The sequence below is a fragment of the Bacillus sp. FSL W8-1143 genome, from assembly GCF_037965155.1.
In the GTDB taxonomy this organism is placed as follows: Bacteria; Bacillota; Bacilli; order Bacillales; family Bacillaceae; genus Bacillus; species Bacillus pumilus.
The window spans coordinates 3,168,843-3,193,131 of record NZ_CP150182.1; the positions used below are offsets into that span (position 1 = coordinate 3,168,843).

Below are 24,289 nucleotides of genomic sequence, written 5' to 3' on the forward strand. Positions count from 1 at the left end.
GTCTTTCCGTCTTTGACAGTAACATCCAATAAATCCTATGATTAAAATGATAGTGCGCACTATCATTTTAGAAACGATAGAGAGACAGACAAACCATTGGCTATTTGGATAAGGGGGCATTCCCATGTATTCAGTTTTATTTCATGCGGCTGAAGAATCCGCAGCACTCGCAGGGGCAAAAGGCCTGAATTTAATCAAATTAAACAATCACGGCCTGCCAGTCCCAGATGGATTTATTATCAAAACCAACAGCTTTTCAAGCTTTCTTTCATATCACAACCTGCATCCAACTGAACAAAACCTTGCTGACAAAATCAAAAAAGCATCGTTTCCTTCTCAAATGGAAGCAGAACTCCTTTCGTCCTTTCAATCATTGCGGAAGACTTATCCCTCAGTTGCAGTTCGATCCTCTTCTGTTGCTGAAGATCTCGAAGGCGCCTCATTTGCAGGACAGTACGAGACCTATTTAAATATCAAAACAAATGAAGAATTCTTACAGGCTGTCAAAGAATGCTGGTCTTCTTATTTTGGAGCAAGAGTGACAGAATATAAGGAAGAGATGGATGAAAACGAGGAAGAGATGGATGAAAACGAGGAAGAGATGGATGAAAACGAGGAAGAGATGCCGCTCATGGCTGTTGTCGTTCAAGGATTGATTCATTCTGACGTCTCCGGTGTCATCTTTAGCGAGAATCCCGTAACAGGAAAAACAAATGAAATGATGCTCACAGCAAGCTATGGACTAGGAGAAGCAATCGTCTCCGGGCTTGTGACGCCTGACACATTTGTTATAGACAAAGAGACACTTTTTATTGAAAAATCACTTGGAACGAAAGAGCTGCAAATTATCCCTTATCAAGAAGGTGTCATTGAACAAGCAGTAACGGAAGAAATGGCTGGTCAGTTTTGTCTGAATGATGACCAATTAGAAGAAATCACGCAAATCACCAAACAAGTAGAAGCACTTTATGGTCATAGCGTCGATATCGAATTTGGAATAGCAAATGGCACATTTTATTTACTTCAAGCCAGGCCGATTACCGCAGCCCTCTCAAAAGCAGCAGATGAGACAGCGGGCGCTTCTTTTCAAATGCAGCCAGACGAGCTGCAGGATTTCTGGATCTCAATGGACGATCATCTGCCGGGCCCAACAAGTCCTCTCTTTTCAAGCCTGATCATCCCAGCATTAAAAAGCGGTATGAAGAAAAATGGTGAAAAATATCAAGTGCCTGATCTGAATATTAAAGATATCAAGCTTTATAGAGGTCACCTGTATTCATCACCGTCACTGCCTGAAGCAAGTGCAGAAGCTGCACCAGTTTTTGATGAGAGCATATTTGAGTTATTTCCGCATTTAAGTGAACGTATGTATGAGATTTTAGAGAAAAATTTCTTTCCCTTTTACGAAAAACTCGATCATAAAATGAAGGAAACGATGACCATAGAAGACGCCATGGTCGGCTTCGAAGAATTAAAGACTTTTTATATACAAGCATACGATGATCATTTTGATATTGTCATACCTCAAGTCATTTTATCGGCTATGATTGAAGACATGCTTGTGACGTATACTGGTGATCAATCACAAGTGATCCTGCTGCATGAGATGATGATAGGCGTGATGAACAAATCTCTTGAAACAGACAAGAAGCTATCTGATTTTGCAAAGAGTGTCCATCAAGATACTGAACTTCATCAAGCATTTATGAACCATGAAAAGAATCCAGCACTGCTTGATGCACTCACTCAATCGGAAAAAGGCAGACACTTCATTTCGACATTAGAGGAATTTCTTCAAGTCTATGGCTGGCGATCTGTTAAAAGTCATGATCTTACGGAAGAGACATGGGTGGAAAACCCTGAGTTTATACTAGATATCATCAGAAACAATATTCAACACCAAAGTGATTTTGATGAAGAATTTGCACAAGCCGTCATCAAAAGACAAGAGACATATGAACATTTTATGAGCCAAGTGAAGGATGAAGCGTTTAAAACGAAATTTGAGACTCTTTACCAATTCGCCCTACAGGCCGCTAATATCCGTGACGATCACCACTTCTATATTGATGCCATGTTAGATGCTAAAGCCAGGGTATATCTATTAAAGATTGGTGAACTTCTTGTACAAAAAGGAGCGATCCCTCATCCAGAAGATCTATGGTACCTCTACGATGAGGAGGTACACACAGCGCTCACAACCTCTACATCATTTGATACGGTCATCGCACAAAGAAAAATTGACATGAAAGATAATGAAGCCATCCAACCACCAGCTTATATGGGTACCCCAACTGAAGCTGAATTGCAGCAAGTAGAAAGAATGCTCGGTTCATTAAGAGAAAATGAAAACAATACAAGCGATATGATCTATGGAATTGGCGCATCTAGCGGCATTGTTTCTGGAAGAGTAAAAGTCATTACATGTGCTGAGGAATTCTCACAATTTCAAAAGGATGATATTTTAGTTTGCAAAACAACCACACCTTTATGGACGAGCTTATTTAGAGATGCAAAAGCAGTCATCACCGATGCTGGAGGCATTTTGTCTCATTCAGCTATTATCGCTAGAGAGTATATGATGCCAGCTGTCCTAGGAACCCGAATAGCGACTGAAACACTTCAATCAGGTGACCTTGTGACAGTAGATGGAAGCAATGGACGCATTCAGATATTAAAACAGCATGCACGTGTCTAACTTTATCGTTTTGGATCATATTGGCGGTCATAGGTTTTATCGGTATACTTACTTTGTTGCAAACACATTCATAACCTGAGGTGAGTATGCTTGTTAAAATCTACAAATCAACGAATCATTCGCGCAACAATGGATTTATTGACTGAAAAGGGCTATCAAAAAACCACAACCAAAGAAATAGCCACAAAAGCGAATGTCAGTGAAGCAACAATTTTCCGCAACTTTAAAAACAAACGCGGCGTTATTGCTGCCATTATGAAAATGAAATCAACGCCGACGAAAACCTTAGAAGCAGAATTTAAAGGGGATTTATACACCGATTTAAAGTTTCTCGGTTCTTATATCCTTGAACATTTAACTTCAAAAAAAGAATTCATTTATATCAGCATGCGAGAACCGGCTATGTTTAAAGATCTGACCAGTCATGAAAAAATTTATCCTCAAGAACTAAGGGAAATGCTGATACAATACTTCAAAAAGATGAGTGCTTTGCATCATGTCTTAAAAGGAAAAGAAGACATTTATGCAGACATTTTCATTAGTACGTATTTCGGTTTTTTTATTCAGCAGCTTGAGCAAGACTTCCAGCTCGTATTAACACAAAAAGATGATTTTATTGAGACATACACACACATTTTCATGAGAGGAATTTCTCCCGCTTAAAGGGTGGAATTCTTCTTTTTTACAAAAGGTGGTATACACATTGAAATTGCAAAAAGAGAATTTGATCATCTATTCTTTGTTACTTGGAGCTATACTAGTTCCGGTCAACTCAACGATGATCGCAGTCGCTTTATCATCCATATCAACTTATTATGATCAATCCATTTCAAACATTACTTGGGTTGTCACGATTTATCTTATTGTCATGGCGGTCACACAGCCTATCGCTGGTAAGTTAGGAGATATATATGGACACCGCCGCATGTATTTAACCGGAGTGACACTCTTTTTAATCGGCTCGATTGGCTGTGCTTTAGCACCTAATCTAGCATTTCTCATCATCTTTCGCTCCATTCAAGCAGCTGGCGGGGCTATTTTAACACCGAATAGCATTGCTTTGATTCGTGCAACAGTCTCACCCGAAAAGCTATCTAAAACAATGGGTTACTTTGGATTTGGTGCTGGTATTGGTGCCGCACTTGGGCCATTTATTGGATCGATTCTCATTCAGAGTTTTGATTGGCATTCCATATTCTTAGTAAATATTCCATTTCTGTTTCTTACACTAGTCACCGGCGTCTTGCTCATTCCAAACATAAAGCATACACGCATACATGCAAGGGTAGATATGATCGGTTCATTGTATTTAACCATCGGAATTGCCACAATCATTCTATGCTCAAAAAGCCAGCTACTAAATGAATATTTAATTTATGGCATTCTAGCATTGATTGTCATTCCTTTATTCTTTAAACATGTACGCAAAGTAAAGAATCCCATTATCGATTTATCCCTATTTAAAAACAGTTCATTTACAAATGCGAATCTGTCGATCATGCTAAGTAATTTTGTGATGTATGCCATCCTTCTCATTATGCCGCTGTTTATGGAACAACAACTTGCGCTTTCTCATACAAAAAGCGGTATGATTCTATCGATATTTTCTCTTTGTATGTCTCTTAGCGGTTTATTAGGCGCAAGACTCCATCTAAAAAAAGGCGCGAAAAAAATGATTCGCTTTTCATTTCTCTGCCTTACTTTATCAGGCATCATGTTAATTACACTGAGTCAGTACCCAACCTTACTACTGCTTATCGTGACACTAGTCGCAGGTGGAATTTCATCAGGGATTGGTATGACAAGTATGCAGATGGCTTCTTTAACAGCTGTTGATCAAAGCTTAACTGGTTCGGCATCTGGTATTTTCTCAACCTTTCGATATTTTGGCAGTATCATTTCGTCGACATTGATTGGTATCATGAGTGGTTTCCAATCTTTATTTATTGTATTAATGGGCGCAGGAATCCTTGGCTTCCTTTTATCCCAACGCGTCAAAACGAAATCTACCTCTCCATCATCTGGGCATTCTGCCTAATCACTCCCTGCGCTCTATGGCGATTTAGAGCGGGGAGTTTTCATTATTTTTATCACTGTAAGCTATAGCTGGCACAGGAATCAAATATTGAAAATCCTTTTTTAAAGATGAAAAAATGCCACATGACTAGACAAAAAAGGAACTTTAAATCGAATTGTCCTCATTCATCCACCTAAAATCTGTTTTTCATCTCTTTCAGCATTGATAACTTCGATTTTTTTTCACAATTTTTGTGGTATGCTTTTTGAAAATAGAGGACGCAAAGGAGCGGAAGAATGGAACGTGTAAAATATGTTGTGATCTATTTATCAGCTCTATTGTTATTCCTGTCAGGCTGTGGAAAAGACCAGCAATTTACTCCACCTGGCAGCTCTCAATCGATCGCGGTCATCTCTCAATTAAAAAAAGCCTCCTTTTCAATAGTTGATTTACAAAAGAATAAAATGATCTCTTCCGTTGATTTAAAACATCCGCTCACTGATCTTATCCAAATCAACAAAGACGTCATCATCGCAACTAGTAAAGAAGGAGAATCGCTTATCGAAATTAATTTAAAAAAAGGTACAGCAACAGATTATATGGATGTGAATAAAGGGCTGACTTCCCTTACATATGATGCAGCTTCTCACACCTTAATTGCAGCAGATTCGCAGAAAAATGTCGTTTATTTTATTGATACGCAGCGTAAAAAAATAAAAGCAACTGTGAAGACCGGAAAGTTACCTTCTTCTATGACACTTTCTCCGTCAGGTACTTTATTTGTTTTAAATGCAGAAAGTCATACTGTCTCTGTTATAGATATTGAGAAGGAAAAACATATACGTACGTTCTCTGTACTTGAACGACCATCTGGTATTCATTTTGATGGACAGTCCATTTGGATCGGTGGTCACGGAAAACCAGGCACCTTAAATAAGAGCATTTTTGCTTACGACCCTCAAACAGGTAAAAAGCAGCGAGAAATAAAACTAGGCGTTATGCCTGTTGCATTCTTTTCAGAGAAAAATTCTTCTACTTTATATGTACTTTGTCATGGAGATCATATGCTATACAAAGTAGATACAGAGAAGAATAAGCAGCTTGCTTCTGTTGAAACTGGTCAAAATCCGAATTATATCACCGCTGATACCACATCAATATATGTGAGTAACTTAGATGACAATTCAGTATCAATTATCGATAAACATACATTCATGATGAAAAATCGACTGAATGTCCCATCAGGACCTTATGCTATCGTGTTGGAGGAAAAGAAATGAAAGAACAAATGCATATTTTAATAGTAGACGATGAGTTCGATATGCTTGAGTTAATCGGATCCTTCTTAAAAAGACAAGGCTTTCACATCATCACAGCTAGTAATGGAATGGATGCCTTACGTCAGCTTGAAAAGGAACCCGTTGACCTTGTAGTACTAGATATCATGATGCCTGATATGGATGGATTTGAAGTCTGCCAGCGTATCAGGCAAACATCTCAAATCCCCATCTTATTCTTAACAGCTAGAAGTTATGAGGAGGATCGAATTAGAGGCCTAGAAATTGGTGCGGATGACTACATCATGAAGCCTTTCAGTCTACGTGAGCTTGCAGCAAGAATTGAAACAACTTTGAGACGAATTAGAGGTCTTTCGCTAAAGCGCAGCCGCATACAGTTTGGTGACATGGAGATTGATCAGGATGGTAGACAAGTCTATATCCATCAGGAGCCCATCAATTTAACTAGAAGAGAATTCGATTTGCTCATGTTTCTTTTACTCAATCAAGGCCAAGTGTTTTCACGAGAACAGCTCTATCAAAAATTGTGGGAATCACATTCTACGAGCGGCTCTTTACGAACAGTCGATACACATATCAAAACGCTGAGACTGAAATTAAAGGGAGCGGAACGGCATATAAAAACCGTTTGGGGTGTCGGCTATAAGTTTGAGGAGGAAGAATGAAGCCTTTATCGATTAAAAAGAAAGTGCTCTTCTTAATCCTTGTAGTGACCGGAATCGTTGCTGCCTCAGCTCTTGCCCTCACCTATTACTTATACCAGCACTTGTATGTTGATAAGCAGATTGATTCCTTAAGTTTACAAGGTAAAAAGCTGGCACAAATTTATCATCAACACGGGAAAGATACGTATTTTACCGATAGAGTAAAATGGGCTAACGACTCGAGTCAGGCGAACATTATTTTTACAGATGACCCAATGGAGCTTTCAAGTGGTCTTCCTTTTGATACGAACACAAATGATAACCTCATCACGTTCAAGGAACGCCAAAAACTCCTTCAAGGGGAAACCGTCGTGTTGATTAGAGAACACTCACAGTTTCATCAAGATATTCTTGGCATCGCCATCCCTGTTTTCTCAAGCAAAGATGAGCTATCAGGGACAATTTTTCTATCCATGCCCTTATCGGATGTATATGAACCCTTTGTCCAAATCAGATTGACACTTGGCATATCCATTTTGTTAATTCTGCTCCTGATTTTCTTTATCGGATATAAGAGCTCCAATAAAGTCGTTCGGACAATTAATCAAATGAAAGAAATTGCGATGGAAATGGAATCTGGCGATTTTTCAAAACGGATGGCTGTGACCAAAAACGGAGATGAATTAAACCAGCTGAGCCGCTCTTTTAACAAACTGTCTTCTACCCTTGAAAAAGTTGAGCAGCACCGCAGGGAATTTCTTGCGAATGTCTCCCACGAACTTCGGACTCCGCTAAGTTATATGAAAGGATATGCTGAAGGTATTGAAGAAGGGATCATTGATCAAAAAAAAGGAATGCACATCATCCAGGATGAGGCCGCACGTTTAAGCCGACTTGTGCATGATCTTTTAGACCTTGCGCAGCTAGAAGGAGATTCTTATCCACTAACGATGGAGCCAATCGTCTTTGCTCAGCTGATTCATGACGTTCTTGATCAAATGGCATTTATCGCTAATCAAAAGGGCATTTATCTGAAACGGACACTTGATGAGGATTGTATTGTGTATGGCGATAGCGATCGGCTGCAACAAGTGGTTCGTAATTTACTGGACAATGCCATTCATTACACTCCCTCTGGAAAATCGGTCTCGATTGAATTACTAGTTCACCAACATAAAGCTGAATTGAGAGTGACAGATGAGGGCAACGGCATTCCAAAAGAAGACCTTCCACATGTTTCTGAGCGATTTTACCGAGTAAATAAGGCACGTACGAGAAAAGATGGCGGCTCAGGTCTTGGACTAGCTATTGTCTATCAAATCATGAAAAAACATCATGGCACGTTCGATATTCAATCTGAGCCAGGATGCGGTACGACAGCCATCATCCAGCTGCCAAATACTCCAGTCGTTGAAAACCTGCCAACGATATAACCAATTAGATTTTTTAGGTAAGGTCATTCGTTTAATCCAAATATACGCATCAGTCGCCTAAATTTGAACAGCTATTTTCGGCATCTTTTTGATCATCTACTTTTATGCATCAATTCCTTTCAAAAGGATAGTCGATTGCTTTCGTTCAAACAATAAAACTACATTAAAAAAGCGTGCGAGACCTTCTTCAAGAGTCCTGCACGCTTTTAAATTAAACAGCTGTTTCAAACCGCTTTCTATTGATGAAGAAAGAAAGCGTAATGATGAGATAGATACCCATTGTGACCAAGGTTTGGACAATCGGAGTTGTTGATACAACACCGATAAAAATGGCAATGATCGCAATGACAGAAAACCATGTTGTGAAAGGATACAGCTTGACGCGATATCCTCCTGGTGCTGCTACGCTTCGAGACTTTAGATGCCCGACAGCAATAATAAACCAGATGAATAAGACCGTGTAGCTTAAAGATCCCATTAAATAATTAAAGGTTTGACTTCCTACAAAAAGAGAGATTAATACGGCTACATACAAAGTAGATGTACATACTAGAATCGCTCTGACTGGCACCTGCTGTTTCGACAGCTTCGAAAAGCCCTTCCATATACGGCCATCCATTGCCTGTGTAAATAGTACCCTTGAAGAAGCATACAGACCAGAGTTCATAGAAGACAAGATTGCTAATAGAATAATCCCGTTCATGATATCACTTGCATATGGCACACCAATCGTTGCAAACACCGTGACGAATGGGCTCACTTGTTCATTGTTTACTTGATTCCAAGGAATTAAGCTGACGATGATGAAGAACGGAAGTACATAAAAACCGATGATTCGTACAAATGTACTTTGAATGGCTTTTGGGATGACTTTTTCAGGGTTTTTCGTTTCTGCTAATGTAACCCCAATCATTTCAGTTCCGCCATATGAATACACGACCACCAGCATTGCCGCAATTAAGCCGCCTGTTCCATTCGGAAAAAATCCTCCGTGTTCGGTTAAGTTGGATAATCCCGGTGCTGCATGCTGTCCGAATGAGACAAACAGCATCGTTAACCCAATGATAATAAATAAAAGAATGACAGCAATTTTAATAGAAGCTAACCAGTACTCTGTTTCAGCAAACATTTTGACTGAACAAACATTGATCAATGTCACAACAAGTGAAATGATTAACACAAGTGTCCAAATCGGTACTTGTGGGAACCAGTACTGAATAAAGATTGCAGACACGATCGCTTCTGCTGCAATGTTCAACACCCACATTTTCCAATAGATCCAGTCTAAGAAATAGGCGGGGTATTTGCCTAACACAGGTTCAATTAAATCACGGAATGTTCTAGCGCCAGGTCGTGCAACTGTCATTTCGGCAAGTCCTTGCATAATAAATAATAAAATAAGACCACCAATCATATATGCCAAAATGACAGCAGGACCCGCGATATCAATGGCAGAACTGCTTCCTTTAAACAGACCAGCACCGATGGCACCGCCAAGTGCGAGCATCATGATATGCCTTGACGTCATTGTTCGTTTTAATTGCACATGTTCCTTTTCCATTTTCTATAGCTCCTTTAAATTTGAATCTTCAGACAAATATAAGATAAAAGCATATAAAAAGGCCAGTCATCTCCTTGAAGAGACGACTGACCTTGCAACCGCGTTACCACTCTTATTGACTCAGACATAGCTGAATCCAACTTGAAACCCGATAACGGAGGTCACACGTAAAGACTTACTATTCATTCAGTCTTGCCGCTCCTTGAGCGAGTTCAATGATTCGTTTTACTGCGTTGCACCAACCCGCAGCTCTCTTAGAAAACGGATATTCATTTACTATTCTCAAGTCAAAGCGTTTTATAGTCAATTTGTCTATTTATCAAAGATTTTATTTTTTAAATATACTGACTAACCACACAATTGTCAACAGCCTTTTTCAGACATTTTCTTTTAACGAATCCAAATGGCTACTTCATCCATTGGACGACGCGTTTTGCCGCGCTTTGGCTCAATGACTCGATACCCAAAGGCAGCCATGACAGAGATGTCGTACTGACCATCTTCAAGTAATCCTTCTTCCTCAAGCATACGATGAATTTCATCGTAGCTGAATCCCTCAACAGGGCATGAATCGATGCCGATTTGTGCTGCGGCTGTCAACATATTTCCAAGGGCAATATACGTTTGTTTGGAAGCCCAATCGAAGAGCGTGCGGTTAGTTTCCATCAAATGAAGATCATTCTCTTGGAATTGTTTGTAGCGTTCTTTTACCATCTCAAACGTTTCGTCTGTCATTCCTTTGATTTCCTTGTTGATGTATTCTGCATATGCTGAATCATACCGGGCGTCTGTTCTTGCCAAAATGATCACAAAATGGCTGGCAGTTGGAAGCTGCTTTTGCGCACCCCATGTATATTCTTTTAATTTCTCTCTAAATGCTTCATTTTGAACGACGAGGAACTTCCAAGGCTCAAATCCGACAGAGCTTGGCGAAAGTCTTCCTGTCTCTAAAATGAACGCAAAGTCATCTTCTGGAATCTTTTTCGCCGGGTCAAACTCTTTTGTCGCATGACGGAATTCATACGCCTCAATGATTTCTTTTTTTAATTGCTCTTTGTCTCGCATGGTATTCATCCTTTCTAGTGAACGATTAGGGTGTGAAGTTTCACCAATCCAATTTCTTTCCATTCCCATATAGAAATTGTTATGATAAGAAAACAAACAACCCGAATGTGTGATGTGATACCTCTATGGTAAAAGAAAAACTTCCTTTGATTCAAGTACGCACATTTTTGTTCGTTAGGTACAATCATGTTCGTTTATCACCCATTTCGCCTTAGAAAGGAGTGTAAAGATGAGTGCACCATCCAATCCAGTCAGTATTGTCAATCATGGCTGTCCCGTTTCCACCACAACGAGTGTAATAGGAGGAAAATGGAAAGGAGTGATCCTTTATCATTTGACTTGCGGTCCAAAACGATACAACGAATTACGCCGGCTTCTGCCAAGGATTTCTCAGCGTGTTCTTACGCTGCAATTGCGCGAGCTAGAACAAGACGGCGTTGTTCACAGAGAAGTCTATGAGGAGGTCCCTCCTCGTGTCGAATATTCACTTACTTCTTTAGGAGATACGTTAAAGCCTATCATCTTCGCTATGCGTGAATGGGGCGAATCCTATGGAAAAGAAGCGCGTCCAAAAGAAAAAAGCTGCCATCTCTAGCAGCTTTTTTTTATGATGAAATCGCCGTTGATTCTTGCTGTGGATCATCCTTCACAAACAGGATGCCAAGCTGATGATGCTCCCCTTCGTAAGAAGCGCGTTTCTCAAACCTTGTCTGACCATTCAAGCCAATGATCTCAAGCTTTGTCAGAGCACGATTGGTTTGAAGGGCTTCGTAAAATTCCGAAACGGTTTTGACTTCAATTCCATTCACCTTTGTAATGACTTCTCCGATCTCAAGCTTTAAATCAGCTGCAGGTGTATTCGGAATGATTCCCAGCACCATTAGCCCTTGATTACGCTTAGAGAAGTAGAATGGAGCCGCATTGTCGTTGACTCTCTGTTTCCATGAGAGGAATGCCCTTCCGGCAATCGCTATCAATACAGCTGCCCATGCAATCGGCGTAAACCAAATACTTGCAGCACCTAGTAAAGCAACAGCGAGTCCAAGCATGAGAATGCGCCGTGCCGTAATTTGAATGCTGACAATTGGCAGCGATCCTTGAATCCGCTGCCCGAAACCGATGATGTATGGAATCAAAATAAATGAAAAGCTTTGATCGTGTACTTGAAGCACCGGCCACCATGGCAGAGAAGAAGTAAATTCACCTGCCGGCATCAGCAAAACAAGCGGTAAAAGCCACAGACGATTTGCCCGCTGCTGGCCAATCAAAAGTCCTCTCGCACTCATCACCATTGCAGGCGATGTTCGTAAATGCGCCGTTCGATAGGCTAGAATCCCCTCGGTCATTAATAAAAGTCCTAGCAGAATAACAACGGCTGATGTATTCATCATTGAGAGCTGCGGCAGCCATGAATGGCTCACTTGGAAATACATCAGTCCAAGTGCCGCAATAAAGCTGAAACCGAGTGTGTATGCAGACGAAAGCGCACTCGCCTTAAAGAATAAAGAGCAAACAATGGTCATCGCTGCAATCAGCACGATGAATCCAGGCGGGAGGGCAATCCCTAAGCCTACTGAAATGACGGATAGGCAAATCCCTAGAATCCATCCCTTTGAATATGTAAATTTAAGTTCATCGTATACATCTTCTATTCTTGTTTGAAACGCTTTTCTCTCCCGCTTTACGCGGATGTAGCCATGTAACAGGCTGATTAATATCATGAAATAAAAAAGAGGGTGGATTAAAAACAGACCGACCGCTTTTAATCCAGCTCCCATCCACTCCGAGCTCATTATCGTTCACCGCCCAAGTCAAGCATTTTCTCTTATTCTATCAAATAAATCGATGCTTGACACCAGGTTTATTTCTCCTGATTCATCCAAAGTGTGACATTCGACAGTGAAAAATCTTTTAAGTAGTGATTGACATCTACATCTAGTATGCCGCCGAGCAGCTGCATCGACCTCTTGATGTCGGTTAAGTTTATACCAAGTCTCTTATGATTATCCATTAAATAATTGAAGTATATCTCAGCACAGTCTTCATCGATTTCGTCGACTGATTCTACCGTTGTGTAATTGACCAAGTACCTGCTTAACAGCATGAGCAGACTTAATGCCTTTGTAGCGGAAAACGTCACATCTTTCGTACGACTCTTAAGCTCCTCTACCAACTCGTAATATTTTTTCTCTCTCACAATACTTGCCCTTTTCAATTGTGTACCCCCATTTACTAGTTCTTTTAAGAAAAGCGCAAACCTCGGTACAGCTTAATGCTCAAGCTGAATATCCGCAAAAAATAAAATATTTAAAATGAGTGCTACTTTATATTGTAAGAATTATTTATGTAACATACAACTTTCAAAAGTTTCATTTTCATGACATGTTTAAATCAACAGAAAGTCTCTTATATAAATATGTTATCGGGTAAAATCGAAGGAATGTTATGTTTTTTGTAAAATAAATGAATATATTTCTCGATATAATTTATTTTTAAGAATAAACTATTACATGTTTGTGACACTTATGAACCAAAAAAAAGAGGCATTTATTCGCCTCTTTATTTTTTAAGATATAGTGCTTTTAGTGCAGTCTGCAGTTGAAGATCATTTTTTTCATAGGATTTCACTTCATCCACCATTTTGTTCATCATTTTCGCTGTCTTCAGATCAATTACACCTGATTTGTTGAGATTGTATGTGCTTTGGAAGGCTAATACCGCCTTTTTCGTTTCTTCATCAAAGTAGCCGTCTACTCTGCCGGGGTCGAATGACAAGCCCTTTAATAGCGTCTGTGCTTGTCTCACTTCTTCATTGTTCATATCAAGCTGAAGTGGTTCTTTCAGCTGAAGCGGTCCTACAGTAAAGTAATCTGGCTGATGAATCGCAATCGTCGGTACGACACCTTTTTTGTGAATCCAATTTCCTTTTGGCGTGAGCCATTTATACAGCGTTAATTTAATGTTACTGCCGTCACCCATTGGAACCGCCTGCTGCACAGTGCCTTTCCCAAAGGAGACATCACCGACGACTTCATATTTTCCGGCTTCTTTCATAGCACCAGCGAGTATTTCAGAAGCGGATGCACTGCCTTTATCAATTAAGACATTAACTGGGTAAGGCTTCTGTTCTTTCCGCTTTGAAAAATAGCGTTTCCTGTCGCCGTTCCGTTCTGCAATTTGAATATAAGGCTGATCTTTTGTAATAAAATGTTTCAAAATGTCTTCTACACTTTGCAGATAGCCGCCAGGGTTTCCTCTCACATCAAGCACAAGACCTTCTATGCCCTTTTTCTCGAGCTGTTTCAGGCTTGATGTGAAATCCTTCGCAGTATCTTCTGAAAAGCTTGAGATCGCGATATAGCCTGTTTTATGACCATTTACCTCTTTAACAGAGGAAGTCACGGTTTCAAGTGGGATTTCTTCTCGTTTGATATGGAATGTTAACTCTTTTTCAATCCCATTTCGTCTGATTTTCAGAGCGACGGATGTTCCTTTTTTCCCTCTTATTTTCAGTACAGCATCGTTTAAGCTTTTTTCTTTCATCGACTCACCATCAATGCTGATGATTTCATCTTTCGGCTTTAGACCTGCTTTTGCTGCAGGGGATTTTTTAAAGGCAGAGACGATAATGATTTTTCCTTCATCCATCCCCACCTCTGCCCCAATTCCCTCAAAAGAAGAATCAAGCGAATCAGAAAATTGCTTGGCGGTTTGCTTGTCCATGTATACTGAATACGGATCATTTAAAGTTGAAAGCATTCCTTGAATGGCGCCTTCAAGCAGCTTTTGGCGATCCACTTCCTCTACATATTCATTCGAAATAAGGTCATAGGCTTTCTCAATTTTCTCCATCCCATTCTCTTTCGCCTTATCACTTGATTGAGCTTGTCCAGCCATTGCAGCAGCTGCTTGCGGTGACTCCGCATGAGTTCCCTCTTTATGCGTCATCACCCCTGCACTGATTAATAGAACGACACTTGCCATAATAGATGCGATTTGTTTTTTCATATTTGGCCTCCTTCTTCAACTCTTCCTGATGACCTGAGTTATTATATGCCAGAAGAAGGGATTTCATGTAATGACATTCTGCCGCGAAGGCTTGACTAATTATTTTATTAGGTGTAATTTTTATTTTGTTATGATCGAGAAGGAGTCTTCGCTATGTATATTATATTGACGATGCTATTATTAGGAATTTTATTAGGATTTGTAGGAGCAGGCGGTGCTGGTTTTGTCATCGCATTGCTTACGTTAATTTTTGATATCCCTATCCATACCGCACTTGGGACATCTTTAGCCGCAATGGCATTTACGACGTTATCAGGTGCATACAGCCACTACAGGGAAGGGAATATTCAGCTGAAATCTGGTTTGATCGTCGGAGCTTTGGCTTGTGTGGCTTCCTTTGCAGGAGCTAAGATTGCTCCTTTTATTCCAGAAGGAAATCTGCACTATTTAACAGCTGGCATGCTCTTTTTATCCGCTGTGTTTATGATGATCAAATTATTTGTTCTGAAGGAAGAAGCTGAGCAGCAGCCGCTTTCTTCACGTCAGTTGCTCATAAGGGGTATTATTTTAGGACTTGTATCCGGATTGCTATCAGGTATGTTTGGTATCGGGTCCGCACCATTTATCCAAGTAGGACTTTTGATTTTACTGAGACTTTCCATTCGACAGGCAGTTGGTACGACGATGCTTGTCATTATTCCAATTTCCATCGGTGGTGGAATTGGATATATTACAGAGGGCTATGTTGATTTTATCTTGCTCATTCAAATTTTAATCGGAACAGTATTAGGTGCATATATTGGCGCAAAATTTACACGCCTTGCACCGAAGCTTTTATTGAAATCGGCTGTACTGTTAACACCTATTATTGCCGGTTTACTGCTGTTATTTTAATTTTATTTAGAATAAGAAAAGCCGATAACATGATGTTATCGGCTTTTTGATTAGCGAATATATTGCGCTGGATTGACTGCATTTGATTTTGCGCCATTCCATAATCCTTTATGAATTTCAAAATGGAGATGCTGACCATGTGACTGGCCTGTATTACCCATATATCCAAGGAATTGTCCTTGCTCGACTCTCTGCCCTGTGGACACACTTCTTGTAGATAGGTGGGCATATACCGTTTGATAGGTCTGTCCATTGATATTATGCGTAATGAATATCACATTCCCGTAGCTCGATGAGTAGCTTGAGTTCGTGACTGTTCCAGATGCAGCTGCGACGACAGATACTGTGCCTTTTGCTGCAATATCTAATCCGAAGTGGTTTCCGCCAGAACGTCCGCCAAAGCCAGATGAGAATCGGCCAGCAGCTGGTTTAATAAAGCCTGAGCTGCTTGCTGGTGTATCAGATACTTGATCTGAACCGCCACTTTGAGGTGTAGGTGCACTTTTTTCAGCAGCTGCTTGTTCTGCTTTCTTTGCTTCTTCCTTTTGGCGGCGTGCTTCCTCAGACTTCACAGCCGCTTTTTGGTTCGCTAAAATTTCTTGTTCATTTTCAAGTTTGCCTAATTCATCATGGGCATGGTTCTTTTTATCTGTTACATTCCCTAAGATTTTTTCTTTTTCTTTTTGCTGTTTAGACAAATCCTTTTTCAACTCTTCTAGCTCTTTCAGAGATGTTTCAAGTCCACTTAGCTGATTATTTAGCTCTGCTTCTTTTTGCTCCACCAGCTTTAAATCATTTTCATGTTCTGTAATCATGTCTTTGTCTGCTTCAACAATGGTTGTAACAGCTCCAACACGACCGACAAAATCACTAAAGCTGCGAGCACCCAGCAGCACATCTAAATAGTTGATCGTACCGCCGCTTTTTTGCATCGAACGAATTCGATCTTTGAAAATAGCTTTTCTTTTTTCAATTCGATCATTGATGACTTGAATGTCTTTTTTTAGTTTCTTGATCTCTTGCTTCGTTTGTTTGACTTCTTTTTCTTTTTCTGCGACTTTTTCAGTTGCAGCACTTACCTTGTGGTCAATCTTTTCAATTTCTTTTTTGAGCTTGGATTCTTTCTTTTCAAGCTTAGCCAGCTCTGATTTCTTTTTCTTCAAAGTTGATTCAGTCTTTGATGTTTTCTCTTCGATTTGTTGACGTTTTTGATCTAGGTCTTCGTATGCGAATGCACGATTCTCGTTCCCTGGAATATATAGCCACGTTGTTCCAATAAACGCTGCCATTCCAGCCATCATCAGCTTTCTTTTCAAAACGATATTCCCCTCCTATGACAACTGCCTGCATGAAGAGTCGACCGGATGAATCGGTTCAACCGGTCACACCTTCTATCAAACTCTCGAGTGCTGCCATCAAAAATAGATTTATACTTTTAAGAATTTACGGATGGACGTCAAGCTTCCCCATACACCAATGATTGCACCGATCAAAAGAAGGACCAGTGAAACTTGATAGACAAACGGGTTATATGGAAGCATGGAAATAAATGAGCCTTGTACTCTCGGTGCCACCCAGCCCACTGCATATTGATATGTGCCAAGCAGTAGAGCAATCGGTATAATGGAACCAAATACACCAAGCAGTAATCCTTCAATGAAGAATGGCCAGCGGATAAACCAGTTCGTTGCACCTACGAGCTTCATAATCTCGATTTCTTTACGTCTAGCAAAAATCGTAATTTTGATCGTATTAGAGATCAAGAACATGGCTGTAAATAAAAGCCCAATAATGAGCGCAATCCCTACATTCCGCGCCACTCCAACCACATTAAAGAGTCGGCTGACTTCTTCTTTTCCGTAGGTTACTTTATACGTACCTTTTAGGTTTTCTAATTTCTTCGCTACTTTTGGTGTATCGTGTGGATCTGATGTTTTCACAATAAACGCATCGTTTAATGGGTTTTCTTGATCAACAAGTCCCATGGATTGTCCATTTTCACCAAAGCTTTTAATCAGCGCTTTTAGTTCGTCATCTTTAGATGAGTACTTGACATCACTGATTTCAGGAATCTTATCAATTTCTGCTTTTAATTCATCCTGCTGCTTTTGATTCGCCGTTAATTCGATTAACACTTTTACTTCTACTTCTTTTTCAGCGTTCGATGCCATGTTGTTCAAGTTGAGCATAATCACAAGAAAAACCCCAACTAAAATCAATGTGACAGTGACCGCACTAATTGATGCAAATGTCATCCACGTGTTTCTTCCAAGTGAACGGAAGCTCTCACGTAAATGCCGCGAGAGAGTTTTAATCATAAATGCCGTACTCCCCTCTTGCTTCGTCACGCACAATCATTCCATCTTCGATTGCGATGACGCGTTTCTTCATGCTGTTTACAATCTCTTTGTTATGTGTCGCCATGACGACTGTTGTTCCTCGGTTATTAATCTCTTCGAGTGTCTTCATGATTTCCCAAGATGTATCTGGATCAAGGTTTCCTGTCGGCTCGTCTGCAATGACTACCTCAGGACTATTCACGATCGAACGAGCGATAGATACACGCTGCTGCTCACCGCCAGACAGCTGGTCAGGAAATTGTCGTGCTTTGTGCTTGAGCTGTACCAAATCAAGTACATCCAGCACTTTTTTCTTAATGATATGAGGCTGTTCCCCAATGACTTCAAGAGCAAATGCCACGTTCTCAAACACTGTGAGGGTTGGAAGCAGTTTGAAATCTTGGAATACTACGCCAATTTCTCTTCTTAAGTAAGGGATTTCTTTTTCCTTAATCGAGCCTAAATCTTTGCTATTAATTAAGATTTTCCCTTTGGTTGGCTTCTCTTCACGATACATCATTTTGATGAAAGTGGATTTACCAGCACCACTGGGACCAACAACATACACAAACTCTCCTGGGTGGATAGAGACATTGATTCCATTGATCGCCTTTACACCGTTAGAATAGATCTTGTAGACTTCCTTCATTTCAATCATGTAATCACCTAATCTTTTCTTATTGCTGACTAACAGCTTATCATGATGTTTTGACACTTATCGTCAAAAAACGTTATGTATGGTCACGCACATACCCTTCGATACGTACAAGCAATTTATGTCCTTTTCATCCAAAAAGATGAAAAAATTGAATCGTCTAAATTTCAACAACTCCAATTATACGTCATGAATCGACGCAATGGTATTACATTTATATTTCAAAACTTATCGTTAAAAGGTAAAAACAACATTTAAAACCGAAAAGCATGTCTTTTTACCCTTATTTTTTAAATAAAACTTAATATAATACGTTTTCATACTATCCAAAAGTCTTTTTCTACATATAAAAACAAAAAAACCTTGTCGATTAGACAAAGGTTTTATTTTTTCTCTGCAAGCCATTTTGCTACTTCTTTTGCTTGCTTCTCATCTACCATTCCGCTTGGCATAGAGCCTTTACCATTCTGTGCAATATCTGCAATTTGGCTTTCATTATATTTCTTCCCTACTTCTTTCAGGCTTGGTCCGCCTCCGCCAGATAGGTCTTTCCCATGACAGCCAATACAGTTTTGCTGATAAATTTCCTCACCACTGCTCACAGTTGAAGCACTTTTGCTGCCTTCTTTGTCACTGTCACTGCTGCTTGAATTTCCTCCACAAGCCGCAAGAACAAGAATCATCGCTGCAAACAGCATCATTAATCCGCTCTTTTGCATCAATTTCCCTCCCTTACAATCATTTGGTCAACGCTATTATATCCTTGTTTACGCCCTTTTAAAACCCTCACCAAGCACCTCTTTTGCATCCATTACGATGACAAATGCTGATGCATCGATTGCTTTCACCACTTGTTTCAACTTTGTGAATTGTGACTGTCCAACGACACACATTAGAATTGGACGGTCATGATCGGTATATCCTCCGACTGCTGAGATTTTTGTGACACCACGGTCAATTTGATCAAAAACTGCCTGTCTGACTTCATCCTCATGCCCTGTAATGATCATCGCCATTTTCGAATGACTGAAGCCGGCCTGTACGACATCAATCGTTTTACTTGAAATAAACACACCAATGACAGCGTACAGTCCCTCTTCAATCCCGAAAACAGTCATCGCAGCCAGAACGATTAGGCCATCCATCATTGCTAAACAGGTACCAAGCGTGAGGCCTGTATATTTATTGATGATTTTGGCAGCGAGCGCCGTTCCACCTGTTGACCCATTTCCAAGGAACACGAGCCCTATGCCGATCCCAATCACCACTCCGCCAAAAATAGCTGCTAAGAGTGCTTCATGTGTCACAGGTGCAATATGCCTTGTGACAAACACCATCAAAGGTAAGAAAATAGAGCCAACGAGCGTTTTCACGCCAAATGTACCGCCTAATAAATAAAAGCCAGCGATAAACAGCGGAATGTTGAGCCCCCACTGCACATATGCCGCCTCAAAGCCGAATGACTGCATAATCGTACTAATCCCGCTCACACCACCTGCGGCAATCTGATTCGGTAATAATAACGTATTAAATCCAATCGCCACAATGGCTGATCCAATTAAAATGAACAAGTAATTCTTTGCTTCAATCCATAATTGTGAATGTCCCTGCTTCATGTCTGTCTTCCTCCGTTACTTCTGAATGCACACCTATTTTAAGCCCTCCAATTATGAATGTAAATAACAGCCAAATGCAGTGCTAATGGATTAATACTTTATCACACAAACGGATCAGCGTGCTTGCCGTTTGGCATAGGAGCAAATGATGGTATATTTAATATGTACATGAGAAAGAAGGGACATGCGATGAAGAAAATACTGAAGATCACAGGCATTTCATTACTTGCACTGATCATTTTGGCTTTTGGTGCTTTCTATACATGGAGCCGCTTTACATACGGACCATCTGCCGCTTTAAAAAAGCAAGTGAACATCGAGCAAGTGGAACATAAAAACGACGTATATACATTTGCATCAACTAAAAGCGATACGGGCATCATTCTCTATCCAGGAGCAAAGGTAGAACCACTTTCGTACGCCTATATTGGGAATGAATTGATGAAAAAAGGCTATTCTGTCTTTATCCCTGACATGCCATTTTCGTTTGCGATTTTTAATACAAATAAAGCACAAGGTATCATAAAAGATCATCAAACGATCAAACACTGGTATATTGGCGGTCATTCACTAGGCGGAACAGCCGCCGCTATGTTTGCAGAAAAAAACCAGCGCCAGCTCGACGGTCTTTTTTTCCTTGCGTCTTATCCAGCATCAGATGAGCTGAAATCATCCTCCTTGAACGTCCTCTCTATATCAGGTGAAAAGGATGGACTTGCGACACAAGAGAAAATCAAGCAATCGAAAACAAATTTGCCGTCTCAAACCGTTTATCATGAAGTAAAAGGCGGGAACCATGCTCAGTTTGGCATGTACGGTAAACAAAAAGGTGATCAGCCAGCGGACATTCCAGCCCTCACACAGCAAAAGGATATCGTTCAGACGATGCTTGGATGGCTAAAACCAGCAAAAAAGCTCCATAAAGAAGACAAAGGGCTAAAATAAAGATCATTTTAACCCTTTGTCAACAATCTAAAGCTTCCGTAATGGGGGCTTTTCATTTTCACTTTTTCGTCGCTTCTAAAAACTCTTCAACGTCTTCTACAGCGAGGCTAATGGCTTCCTCCCAAAAGTCTTTTTGGGTAAGATCGACACCTAAGTGCTTAAAGGCCAAATCTTCTACTGACATTGAAGCTGTGTCCTTTAATAATGCAATGTACTTTTCTTCAAACGAAGTACCAGCCTGCAAGGCCTTTGCATAAATTCCTAGTGAGAACATGTAGCCGAATGTGTACGGGAAATTATAAAACGGTACACCCGTGATATGGAAATGTAGCTTAGACGCCCAGAAATGCGGATGGTATTCATCTAGTGAGTCGCCAAAGGCTTCTTTCTGCGCTTCTACCATCAGCTCATTCAACCGATCCGCCGGCACTTCTCCTTGTTTACGCTCTTCATAAAAACGCTGTTCAAATAAGAAACGAGATTGAATGTTCATGAAAAAAGCTACACTCCGCTGCAGCTTATCCTCTAACAAGCTGAGGCGCTCCTCTTCATTTGCCGCTTCTTTCAATGAAGCATCAGCCACAATCATTTCTGCGAATGTCGACGCCGTTTCAGCTACATTCATCGCATATTTGCGATTAAGAATGCGAACATCCTGCATCACTTCCTGATGGAACGAATGACCAAGCTCATGCGCAAGTGTCGCCACATTGGATGGACTGCCTGAGAAGGTCATAAAAATGCGGGACTCTCCGCTGTCAGGAAAATTTGTACAAAAACCGCCTACTCGTTTGTTCGGGCGATCCTCAGCTTCTACCCAACGCTCATTAAAGGCCTTTTCTGTAAAAGCAGCAAGCTCTTCTCCAAATCCAGCGAAATGCTTCACAATAAAAGCAGCTGCTTCCTGATACGGATAAATCTTGGTCTCACTGCCAATAGGAGCCCCAACATCAAACCAGCTTAGCTTATCCACTCCAAGCATGTCAGCCTTTCGATGTAAATAATCAATGAATGGCTGCTTATGTTCATCAATCACAGACCACATGGCATCAAGGGTTTCTTGTTTCATCCGGCAAATATCAAGCGGCTCTTTTAAGATATGATCCCAGCCTCTTGCTTCATATACTTGCAAACGAAAACCTGCCAAATGATTGAGCGTGCTTGCAAATAGATGTTCGTCCTGCGTCCATGCATGCTCTAGGTTATGATAAACAGCCTTTCTGACTTCACGGTCTGAATCATCCATCGCATTTTCCGCTTGGCCGACAGAGATCATCTGCGTTTCACCATGTTGTTCAAACGGAATCGTAATCTTATTCACTAAGCTAGAATAAAGCTCATCCCACGCATGGTAGCCATCTACGGCTAGCTTTTGAATCAATGTTTCTTGTTCAACAGGCAATTGATCCTTCACGCGTTCTCTGCGTTCATTTAATATGTAGCGAACATCTGAAAAGGCCTCTGAATTCATGAGATCCTCCCATTTTCCAGGAGAGATGGCAGCAAGCGCCTGATCAAACAGCGCAAGAATGGTACCTAAATCAGCTTCCAGCTTAGCAATCGTACCTCGAAGACTGCCAGCCTTCATATCCTTTGTATTTTGAGATTGAAGACAGGAAACAAATGAACCTGCTTGAGACAGTTTTTTATATGTGGTTTCATACGTGTCAAGGACAGACGTTAATTTGCTTTCAATGTGTGTATCTTCTTTTGAAAAGGCATCGACCTTTTGTCGTAATTCATCTAATAGCTGCTGAATGTGTTGCAAGTATGTTTTAAATTCTGGTGAAGCGCTGCCTCCTTTAAAAAAGGCATCTAAATCCCACGTCTCTTGTAATGTTGTTAATCCCAAAATATTTCCCCCTTTATTTGCTAATTTCATCATACAAAGGATATAGAGTCAGTATGGCGTATGTATTCCTTTATATTCATTATATTTTCTCACAATAAAAAAAACCCGGCAAGAAGCCGAGTTTTTATGATAATTTCGAACGTAAGTAAGCATCGATAAATGAATCTAAATCTCCATCCATGACCGCTTGAACATTTCCCATCTCCGTATTGGTTCGATGGTCTTTTACAAGAGAATACGGATGGAATACATAAGAGCGAATTTGGCTTCCCCAGCCAATTTCTTTCTGCTCTCCTCTAATTTCATCCAATTCAGCCTGCTGTTCTTCGATCCGTCTTTGATAAAGTTTCGATTTCAGCATTTTCATCGCACGTTCTCTGTTTTTGATTTGTGATCTTTCTGTTTGGCATGTCACCACGACATTGGTTGGAATGTGTGTGATACGAACGGCAGAGTCAGTCGTATTGACGTGCTGTCCACCTGCACCGCTTGCTCGATACGTATCTACTTTGATATCTTCTGTTCGAATATCAATATCGATTTCTTCATTGAACTCAGGCATGACATCACAGGAAACGAAAGAAGTATGTCTACGGCCAGATGAATCAAAAGGAGAAATACGAACCAAACGATGGACCCCTTTTTCTGCCTTTAAGTATCCATATGCGTTATGCCCTTTGATGAGCAATGTCACAGACTTAATTCCTGCTTCATCACCAGGAAGGTAATCAAGCGTTTCAACCTTAAAGCCTCTGCGCTCTGCCCAGCGAGTATACATTCTCAGAAGCATAGAACCCCAGTCCTGTGATTCAGTACCGCCTGCGCCTGGGTGAAGCTCAAGGATGGCATTGTTTTTATCATATGGTTCACTTAAGAGAAGCTGCAGTTCAAAGTCGTTAAATTGCTTAGTTAAGTTCTTCAGCTCTTTCTCAAGCTCTACATGAAGCTCCTCGTCATAATCTTCCTTTAACAGGTCATGTGTCATTTGCAGCTCTTCATGAGATTCACTGAGCTCATGGTATGAATTCACATTATCCTTTAGTGCATTGGCTTCATTGATGACGCCTTGTGCCTTTTGCTGATCATTCCAAAAATCAGCCTCTGACATGGTCGCTTCGAGTTCTGCAATTTTGGCTTCTTTTGTTTCGAGGTCAAAGAGACCCCCTAAAATCAGCTAGCCTGCTAGCCATATTTTCAAGCTCTTGTCTAATTTCTACTAATTCCATATCCTTCACCTCATAGATGTAGGGCTGACATGAATAGA

Annotated in this window: 21 protein-coding genes and 1 other annotated feature; of the genes, 9 read left to right on the forward strand and 12 right to left on the reverse strand. The window is 40.5% G+C overall.

The window, feature by feature from the left end; all coding sequences use genetic code 11:
- Positions 1 to 124: 124 nt before the first annotated feature.
- From NSQ36_RS16300 to NSQ36_RS16325, 6 genes are all read left to right on the forward strand, one after another.
- Positions 125 to 2,698: a PEP/pyruvate-binding domain-containing protein gene (locus NSQ36_RS16300; RefSeq protein WP_339206127.1), complete on the forward strand. Its 2,574-nt coding sequence runs from the start codon at positions 125 to 127 to the stop codon at positions 2,696 to 2,698.
- Positions 2,699 to 2,788: 90 nt separating this feature from the next.
- Positions 2,789 to 3,361, forward strand: coding sequence for a TetR/AcrR family transcriptional regulator (locus NSQ36_RS16305; RefSeq protein ID WP_050944304.1), 573 nt, complete (start codon positions 2,789 to 2,791; stop codon positions 3,359 to 3,361).
- Positions 3,362 to 3,401: 40 nt separating this feature from the next.
- A complete protein-coding gene (locus NSQ36_RS16310) occupies positions 3,402 to 4,736 on the forward strand; it encodes an MFS transporter (RefSeq protein WP_339206129.1) in 1,335 nt (444 codons plus the stop codon).
- A 275-nt stretch (positions 4,737 to 5,011) separates the two neighbouring features.
- Positions 5,012 to 5,995: a YncE family protein gene (locus tag NSQ36_RS16315; RefSeq protein ID WP_335365207.1), complete on the forward strand. Its 984-nt coding sequence runs from the start codon at positions 5,012 to 5,014 to the stop codon at positions 5,993 to 5,995.
- On the forward strand, positions 5,992 to 6,678 hold the full coding sequence (locus NSQ36_RS16320) for a response regulator transcription factor (protein WP_050944310.1): 687 nt from the start codon (positions 5,992 to 5,994) through the stop codon (positions 6,676 to 6,678). Before NSQ36_RS16315 ends, NSQ36_RS16320 begins: the two co-directional genes overlap by 4 nt.
- Positions 6,675 to 8,090: an ATP-binding protein gene (locus NSQ36_RS16325; protein ID WP_106032161.1), complete on the forward strand. Its 1,416-nt coding sequence runs from the start codon at positions 6,675 to 6,677 to the stop codon at positions 8,088 to 8,090. The genes NSQ36_RS16320 and NSQ36_RS16325 overlap by 4 nt, the downstream gene beginning before the upstream one ends.
- A gap of 211 nt (positions 8,091 to 8,301) precedes the next feature.
- Here NSQ36_RS16325 and NSQ36_RS16330 read toward each other — a convergent pair whose 3' ends face one another.
- Both NSQ36_RS16330 and NSQ36_RS16335 read right to left on the reverse strand, forming a co-directional pair.
- A complete protein-coding gene (locus NSQ36_RS16330) occupies positions 8,302 to 9,651 on the reverse strand; it encodes an amino acid permease (RefSeq protein WP_050944314.1) in 1,350 nt (449 codons plus the stop codon).
- Between the two features lie 75 nt (positions 9,652 to 9,726).
- Positions 9,727 to 9,951: a binding site (T-box leader), on the reverse strand.
- Between the two features lie 90 nt (positions 9,952 to 10,041).
- Positions 10,042 to 10,716, reverse strand: a complete 675-nt coding sequence (locus NSQ36_RS16335) for an NAD(P)H-dependent oxidoreductase (protein WP_321999534.1) — start codon at positions 10,714 to 10,716, stop codon at positions 10,042 to 10,044.
- Positions 10,717 to 10,945: 229 nt separating this feature from the next.
- On the opposite strand from NSQ36_RS16335, the gene NSQ36_RS16340 reads away from it, so the two are divergent.
- Positions 10,946 to 11,311: a winged helix-turn-helix transcriptional regulator gene (locus NSQ36_RS16340; RefSeq protein WP_050944318.1), complete on the forward strand. Its 366-nt coding sequence runs from the start codon at positions 10,946 to 10,948 to the stop codon at positions 11,309 to 11,311.
- Positions 11,312 to 11,321: 10 nt separating this feature from the next.
- Here the strand turns inward: NSQ36_RS16340 and NSQ36_RS16345 are convergent, their stop codons facing one another.
- The 3 genes from NSQ36_RS16345 to NSQ36_RS16355 all read right to left on the reverse strand — a co-directional run bounded on the left by NSQ36_RS16345 (position 11,322) and on the right by NSQ36_RS16355 (position 14,724).
- Positions 11,322 to 12,509, reverse strand: a complete 1,188-nt coding sequence (locus tag NSQ36_RS16345) for a PDZ domain-containing protein (protein WP_226804174.1) — start codon at positions 12,507 to 12,509, stop codon at positions 11,322 to 11,324.
- A 68-nt stretch (positions 12,510 to 12,577) separates the two neighbouring features.
- Complete coding sequence (locus NSQ36_RS16350; protein ID WP_007500014.1) at positions 12,578 to 12,931, reverse strand: swarming motility protein SwrAA; 354 nt, start codon at positions 12,929 to 12,931, stop codon at positions 12,578 to 12,580.
- Positions 12,932 to 13,275: 344 nt separating this feature from the next.
- Positions 13,276 to 14,724 carry a S41 family peptidase gene (locus NSQ36_RS16355; protein WP_212045582.1) on the reverse strand — a complete coding sequence of 483 codons (1,449 nt, stop codon included), beginning with the start codon at positions 14,722 to 14,724 and terminating at the stop codon, positions 13,276 to 13,278.
- Between the two features lie 153 nt (positions 14,725 to 14,877).
- Here NSQ36_RS16355 and NSQ36_RS16360 point away from each other — a divergent pair, with 153 nt between their 5' ends.
- Complete coding sequence (locus NSQ36_RS16360) at positions 14,878 to 15,618, forward strand: sulfite exporter TauE/SafE family protein (RefSeq protein ID WP_003213751.1); 741 nt, start codon at positions 14,878 to 14,880, stop codon at positions 15,616 to 15,618.
- A gap of 50 nt (positions 15,619 to 15,668) precedes the next feature.
- Here NSQ36_RS16360 and NSQ36_RS16365 read toward each other — a convergent pair whose 3' ends face one another.
- From NSQ36_RS16365 to NSQ36_RS16385, 5 genes are all read right to left on the reverse strand, one after another.
- The gene (locus tag NSQ36_RS16365) at positions 15,669 to 16,934 is read right to left on the reverse strand and encodes a M23 family metallopeptidase (RefSeq protein WP_106035653.1); all 1,266 of its coding nucleotides are present in this window, start codon (positions 16,932 to 16,934) and stop codon (positions 15,669 to 15,671) included.
- Between the two features lie 111 nt (positions 16,935 to 17,045).
- Positions 17,046 to 17,936, reverse strand: coding sequence for a permease-like cell division protein FtsX (ftsX, locus tag NSQ36_RS16370; protein ID WP_034620145.1), 891 nt, complete (start codon positions 17,934 to 17,936; stop codon positions 17,046 to 17,048).
- The gene (gene ftsE / locus NSQ36_RS16375; protein ID WP_003213646.1) at positions 17,929 to 18,615 is read right to left on the reverse strand and encodes a cell division ATP-binding protein FtsE; all 687 of its coding nucleotides are present in this window, start codon (positions 18,613 to 18,615) and stop codon (positions 17,929 to 17,931) included. Before ftsE ends, ftsX begins: the two co-directional genes overlap by 8 nt.
- 380 nt (positions 18,616 to 18,995) lie before the next feature.
- The gene (gene cccB / locus NSQ36_RS16380) at positions 18,996 to 19,331 is read right to left on the reverse strand and encodes a cytochrome c551 (RefSeq protein ID WP_003212771.1); all 336 of its coding nucleotides are present in this window, start codon (positions 19,329 to 19,331) and stop codon (positions 18,996 to 18,998) included.
- Between the two features lie 48 nt (positions 19,332 to 19,379).
- Positions 19,380 to 20,228, reverse strand: a complete 849-nt coding sequence (locus NSQ36_RS16385; RefSeq protein WP_003212797.1) for a YitT family protein — start codon at positions 20,226 to 20,228, stop codon at positions 19,380 to 19,382.
- Between the two features lie 189 nt (positions 20,229 to 20,417).
- Here NSQ36_RS16385 and NSQ36_RS16390 point away from each other — a divergent pair, with 189 nt between their 5' ends.
- Positions 20,418 to 21,173 carry an alpha/beta family hydrolase gene (locus NSQ36_RS16390; RefSeq protein WP_339206137.1) on the forward strand — a complete coding sequence of 252 codons (756 nt, stop codon included), beginning with the start codon at positions 20,418 to 20,420 and terminating at the stop codon, positions 21,171 to 21,173.
- 58 nt (positions 21,174 to 21,231) lie between these two features.
- Here the strand turns inward: NSQ36_RS16390 and NSQ36_RS16395 are convergent, their stop codons facing one another.
- Positions 21,232 to 23,025: a M3 family oligoendopeptidase gene (locus NSQ36_RS16395; protein WP_339206139.1), complete on the reverse strand. Its 1,794-nt coding sequence runs from the start codon at positions 23,023 to 23,025 to the stop codon at positions 21,232 to 21,234.
- A gap of 124 nt (positions 23,026 to 23,149) precedes the next feature.
- Positions 23,150 to 24,251, reverse strand: a protein-coding gene (gene prfB / locus NSQ36_RS16400; RefSeq protein ID WP_106030063.1) for a peptide chain release factor 2 whose coding sequence is annotated in 2 segments (ribosomal slippage) — positions 23,150 to 24,178 and positions 24,180 to 24,251 — 1,101 coding nt in all. Because the reading frame shifts where the segments join, the coding sequence is not laid out codon by codon here.
- Positions 24,252 to 24,289 lie beyond the last annotated feature (38 nt).

Coding starts and splice junctions, on each gene's coding strand:
- NSQ36_RS16355 (WP_212045582.1), bottom strand. CDS start 14,724: ATGAAAAAACAAATCGCATCTATTATGGCAAGTGTCGTTCTATTAATC.
- NSQ36_RS16390 (WP_339206137.1), top strand. CDS start 20,418: ATGAAGAAAATACTGAAGATCACAGGCATTTCATTACTTGCACTGATC.
- NSQ36_RS16335 (WP_321999534.1), bottom strand. CDS start 10,716: ATGCGAGACAAAGAGCAATTAAAAAAAGAAATCATTGAGGCGTATGAA.
- ftsX (WP_034620145.1), bottom strand. CDS start 17,936: ATGATTAAAACTCTCTCGCGGCATTTACGTGAGAGCTTCCGTTCACTT.
- NSQ36_RS16315 (WP_335365207.1), top strand. CDS start 5,012: ATGGAACGTGTAAAATATGTTGTGATCTATTTATCAGCTCTATTGTTA.
- NSQ36_RS16385 (WP_003212797.1), bottom strand. CDS start 20,228: ATGAAGCAGGGACATTCACAATTATGGATTGAAGCAAAGAATTACTTG.
- NSQ36_RS16325 (WP_106032161.1), top strand. CDS start 6,675: ATGAAGCCTTTATCGATTAAAAAGAAAGTGCTCTTCTTAATCCTTGTA.
- NSQ36_RS16360 (WP_003213751.1), top strand. CDS start 14,878: ATGTATATTATATTGACGATGCTATTATTAGGAATTTTATTAGGATTT.
- NSQ36_RS16340 (WP_050944318.1), top strand. CDS start 10,946: ATGAGTGCACCATCCAATCCAGTCAGTATTGTCAATCATGGCTGTCCC.
- NSQ36_RS16330 (WP_050944314.1), bottom strand. CDS start 9,651: ATGGAAAAGGAACATGTGCAATTAAAACGAACAATGACGTCAAGGCAT.
- NSQ36_RS16300 (WP_339206127.1), top strand. CDS start 125: ATGTATTCAGTTTTATTTCATGCGGCTGAAGAATCCGCAGCACTCGCA.
- NSQ36_RS16345 (WP_226804174.1), bottom strand. CDS start 12,509: ATGAGCTCGGAGTGGATGGGAGCTGGATTAAAAGCGGTCGGTCTGTTT.
- cccB (WP_003212771.1), bottom strand. CDS start 19,331: ATGCAAAAGAGCGGATTAATGATGCTGTTTGCAGCGATGATTCTTGTT.
- ftsE (WP_003213646.1), bottom strand. CDS start 18,615: ATGATTGAAATGAAGGAAGTCTACAAGATCTATTCTAACGGTGTAAAG.
- NSQ36_RS16320 (WP_050944310.1), top strand. CDS start 5,992: ATGAAAGAACAAATGCATATTTTAATAGTAGACGATGAGTTCGATATG.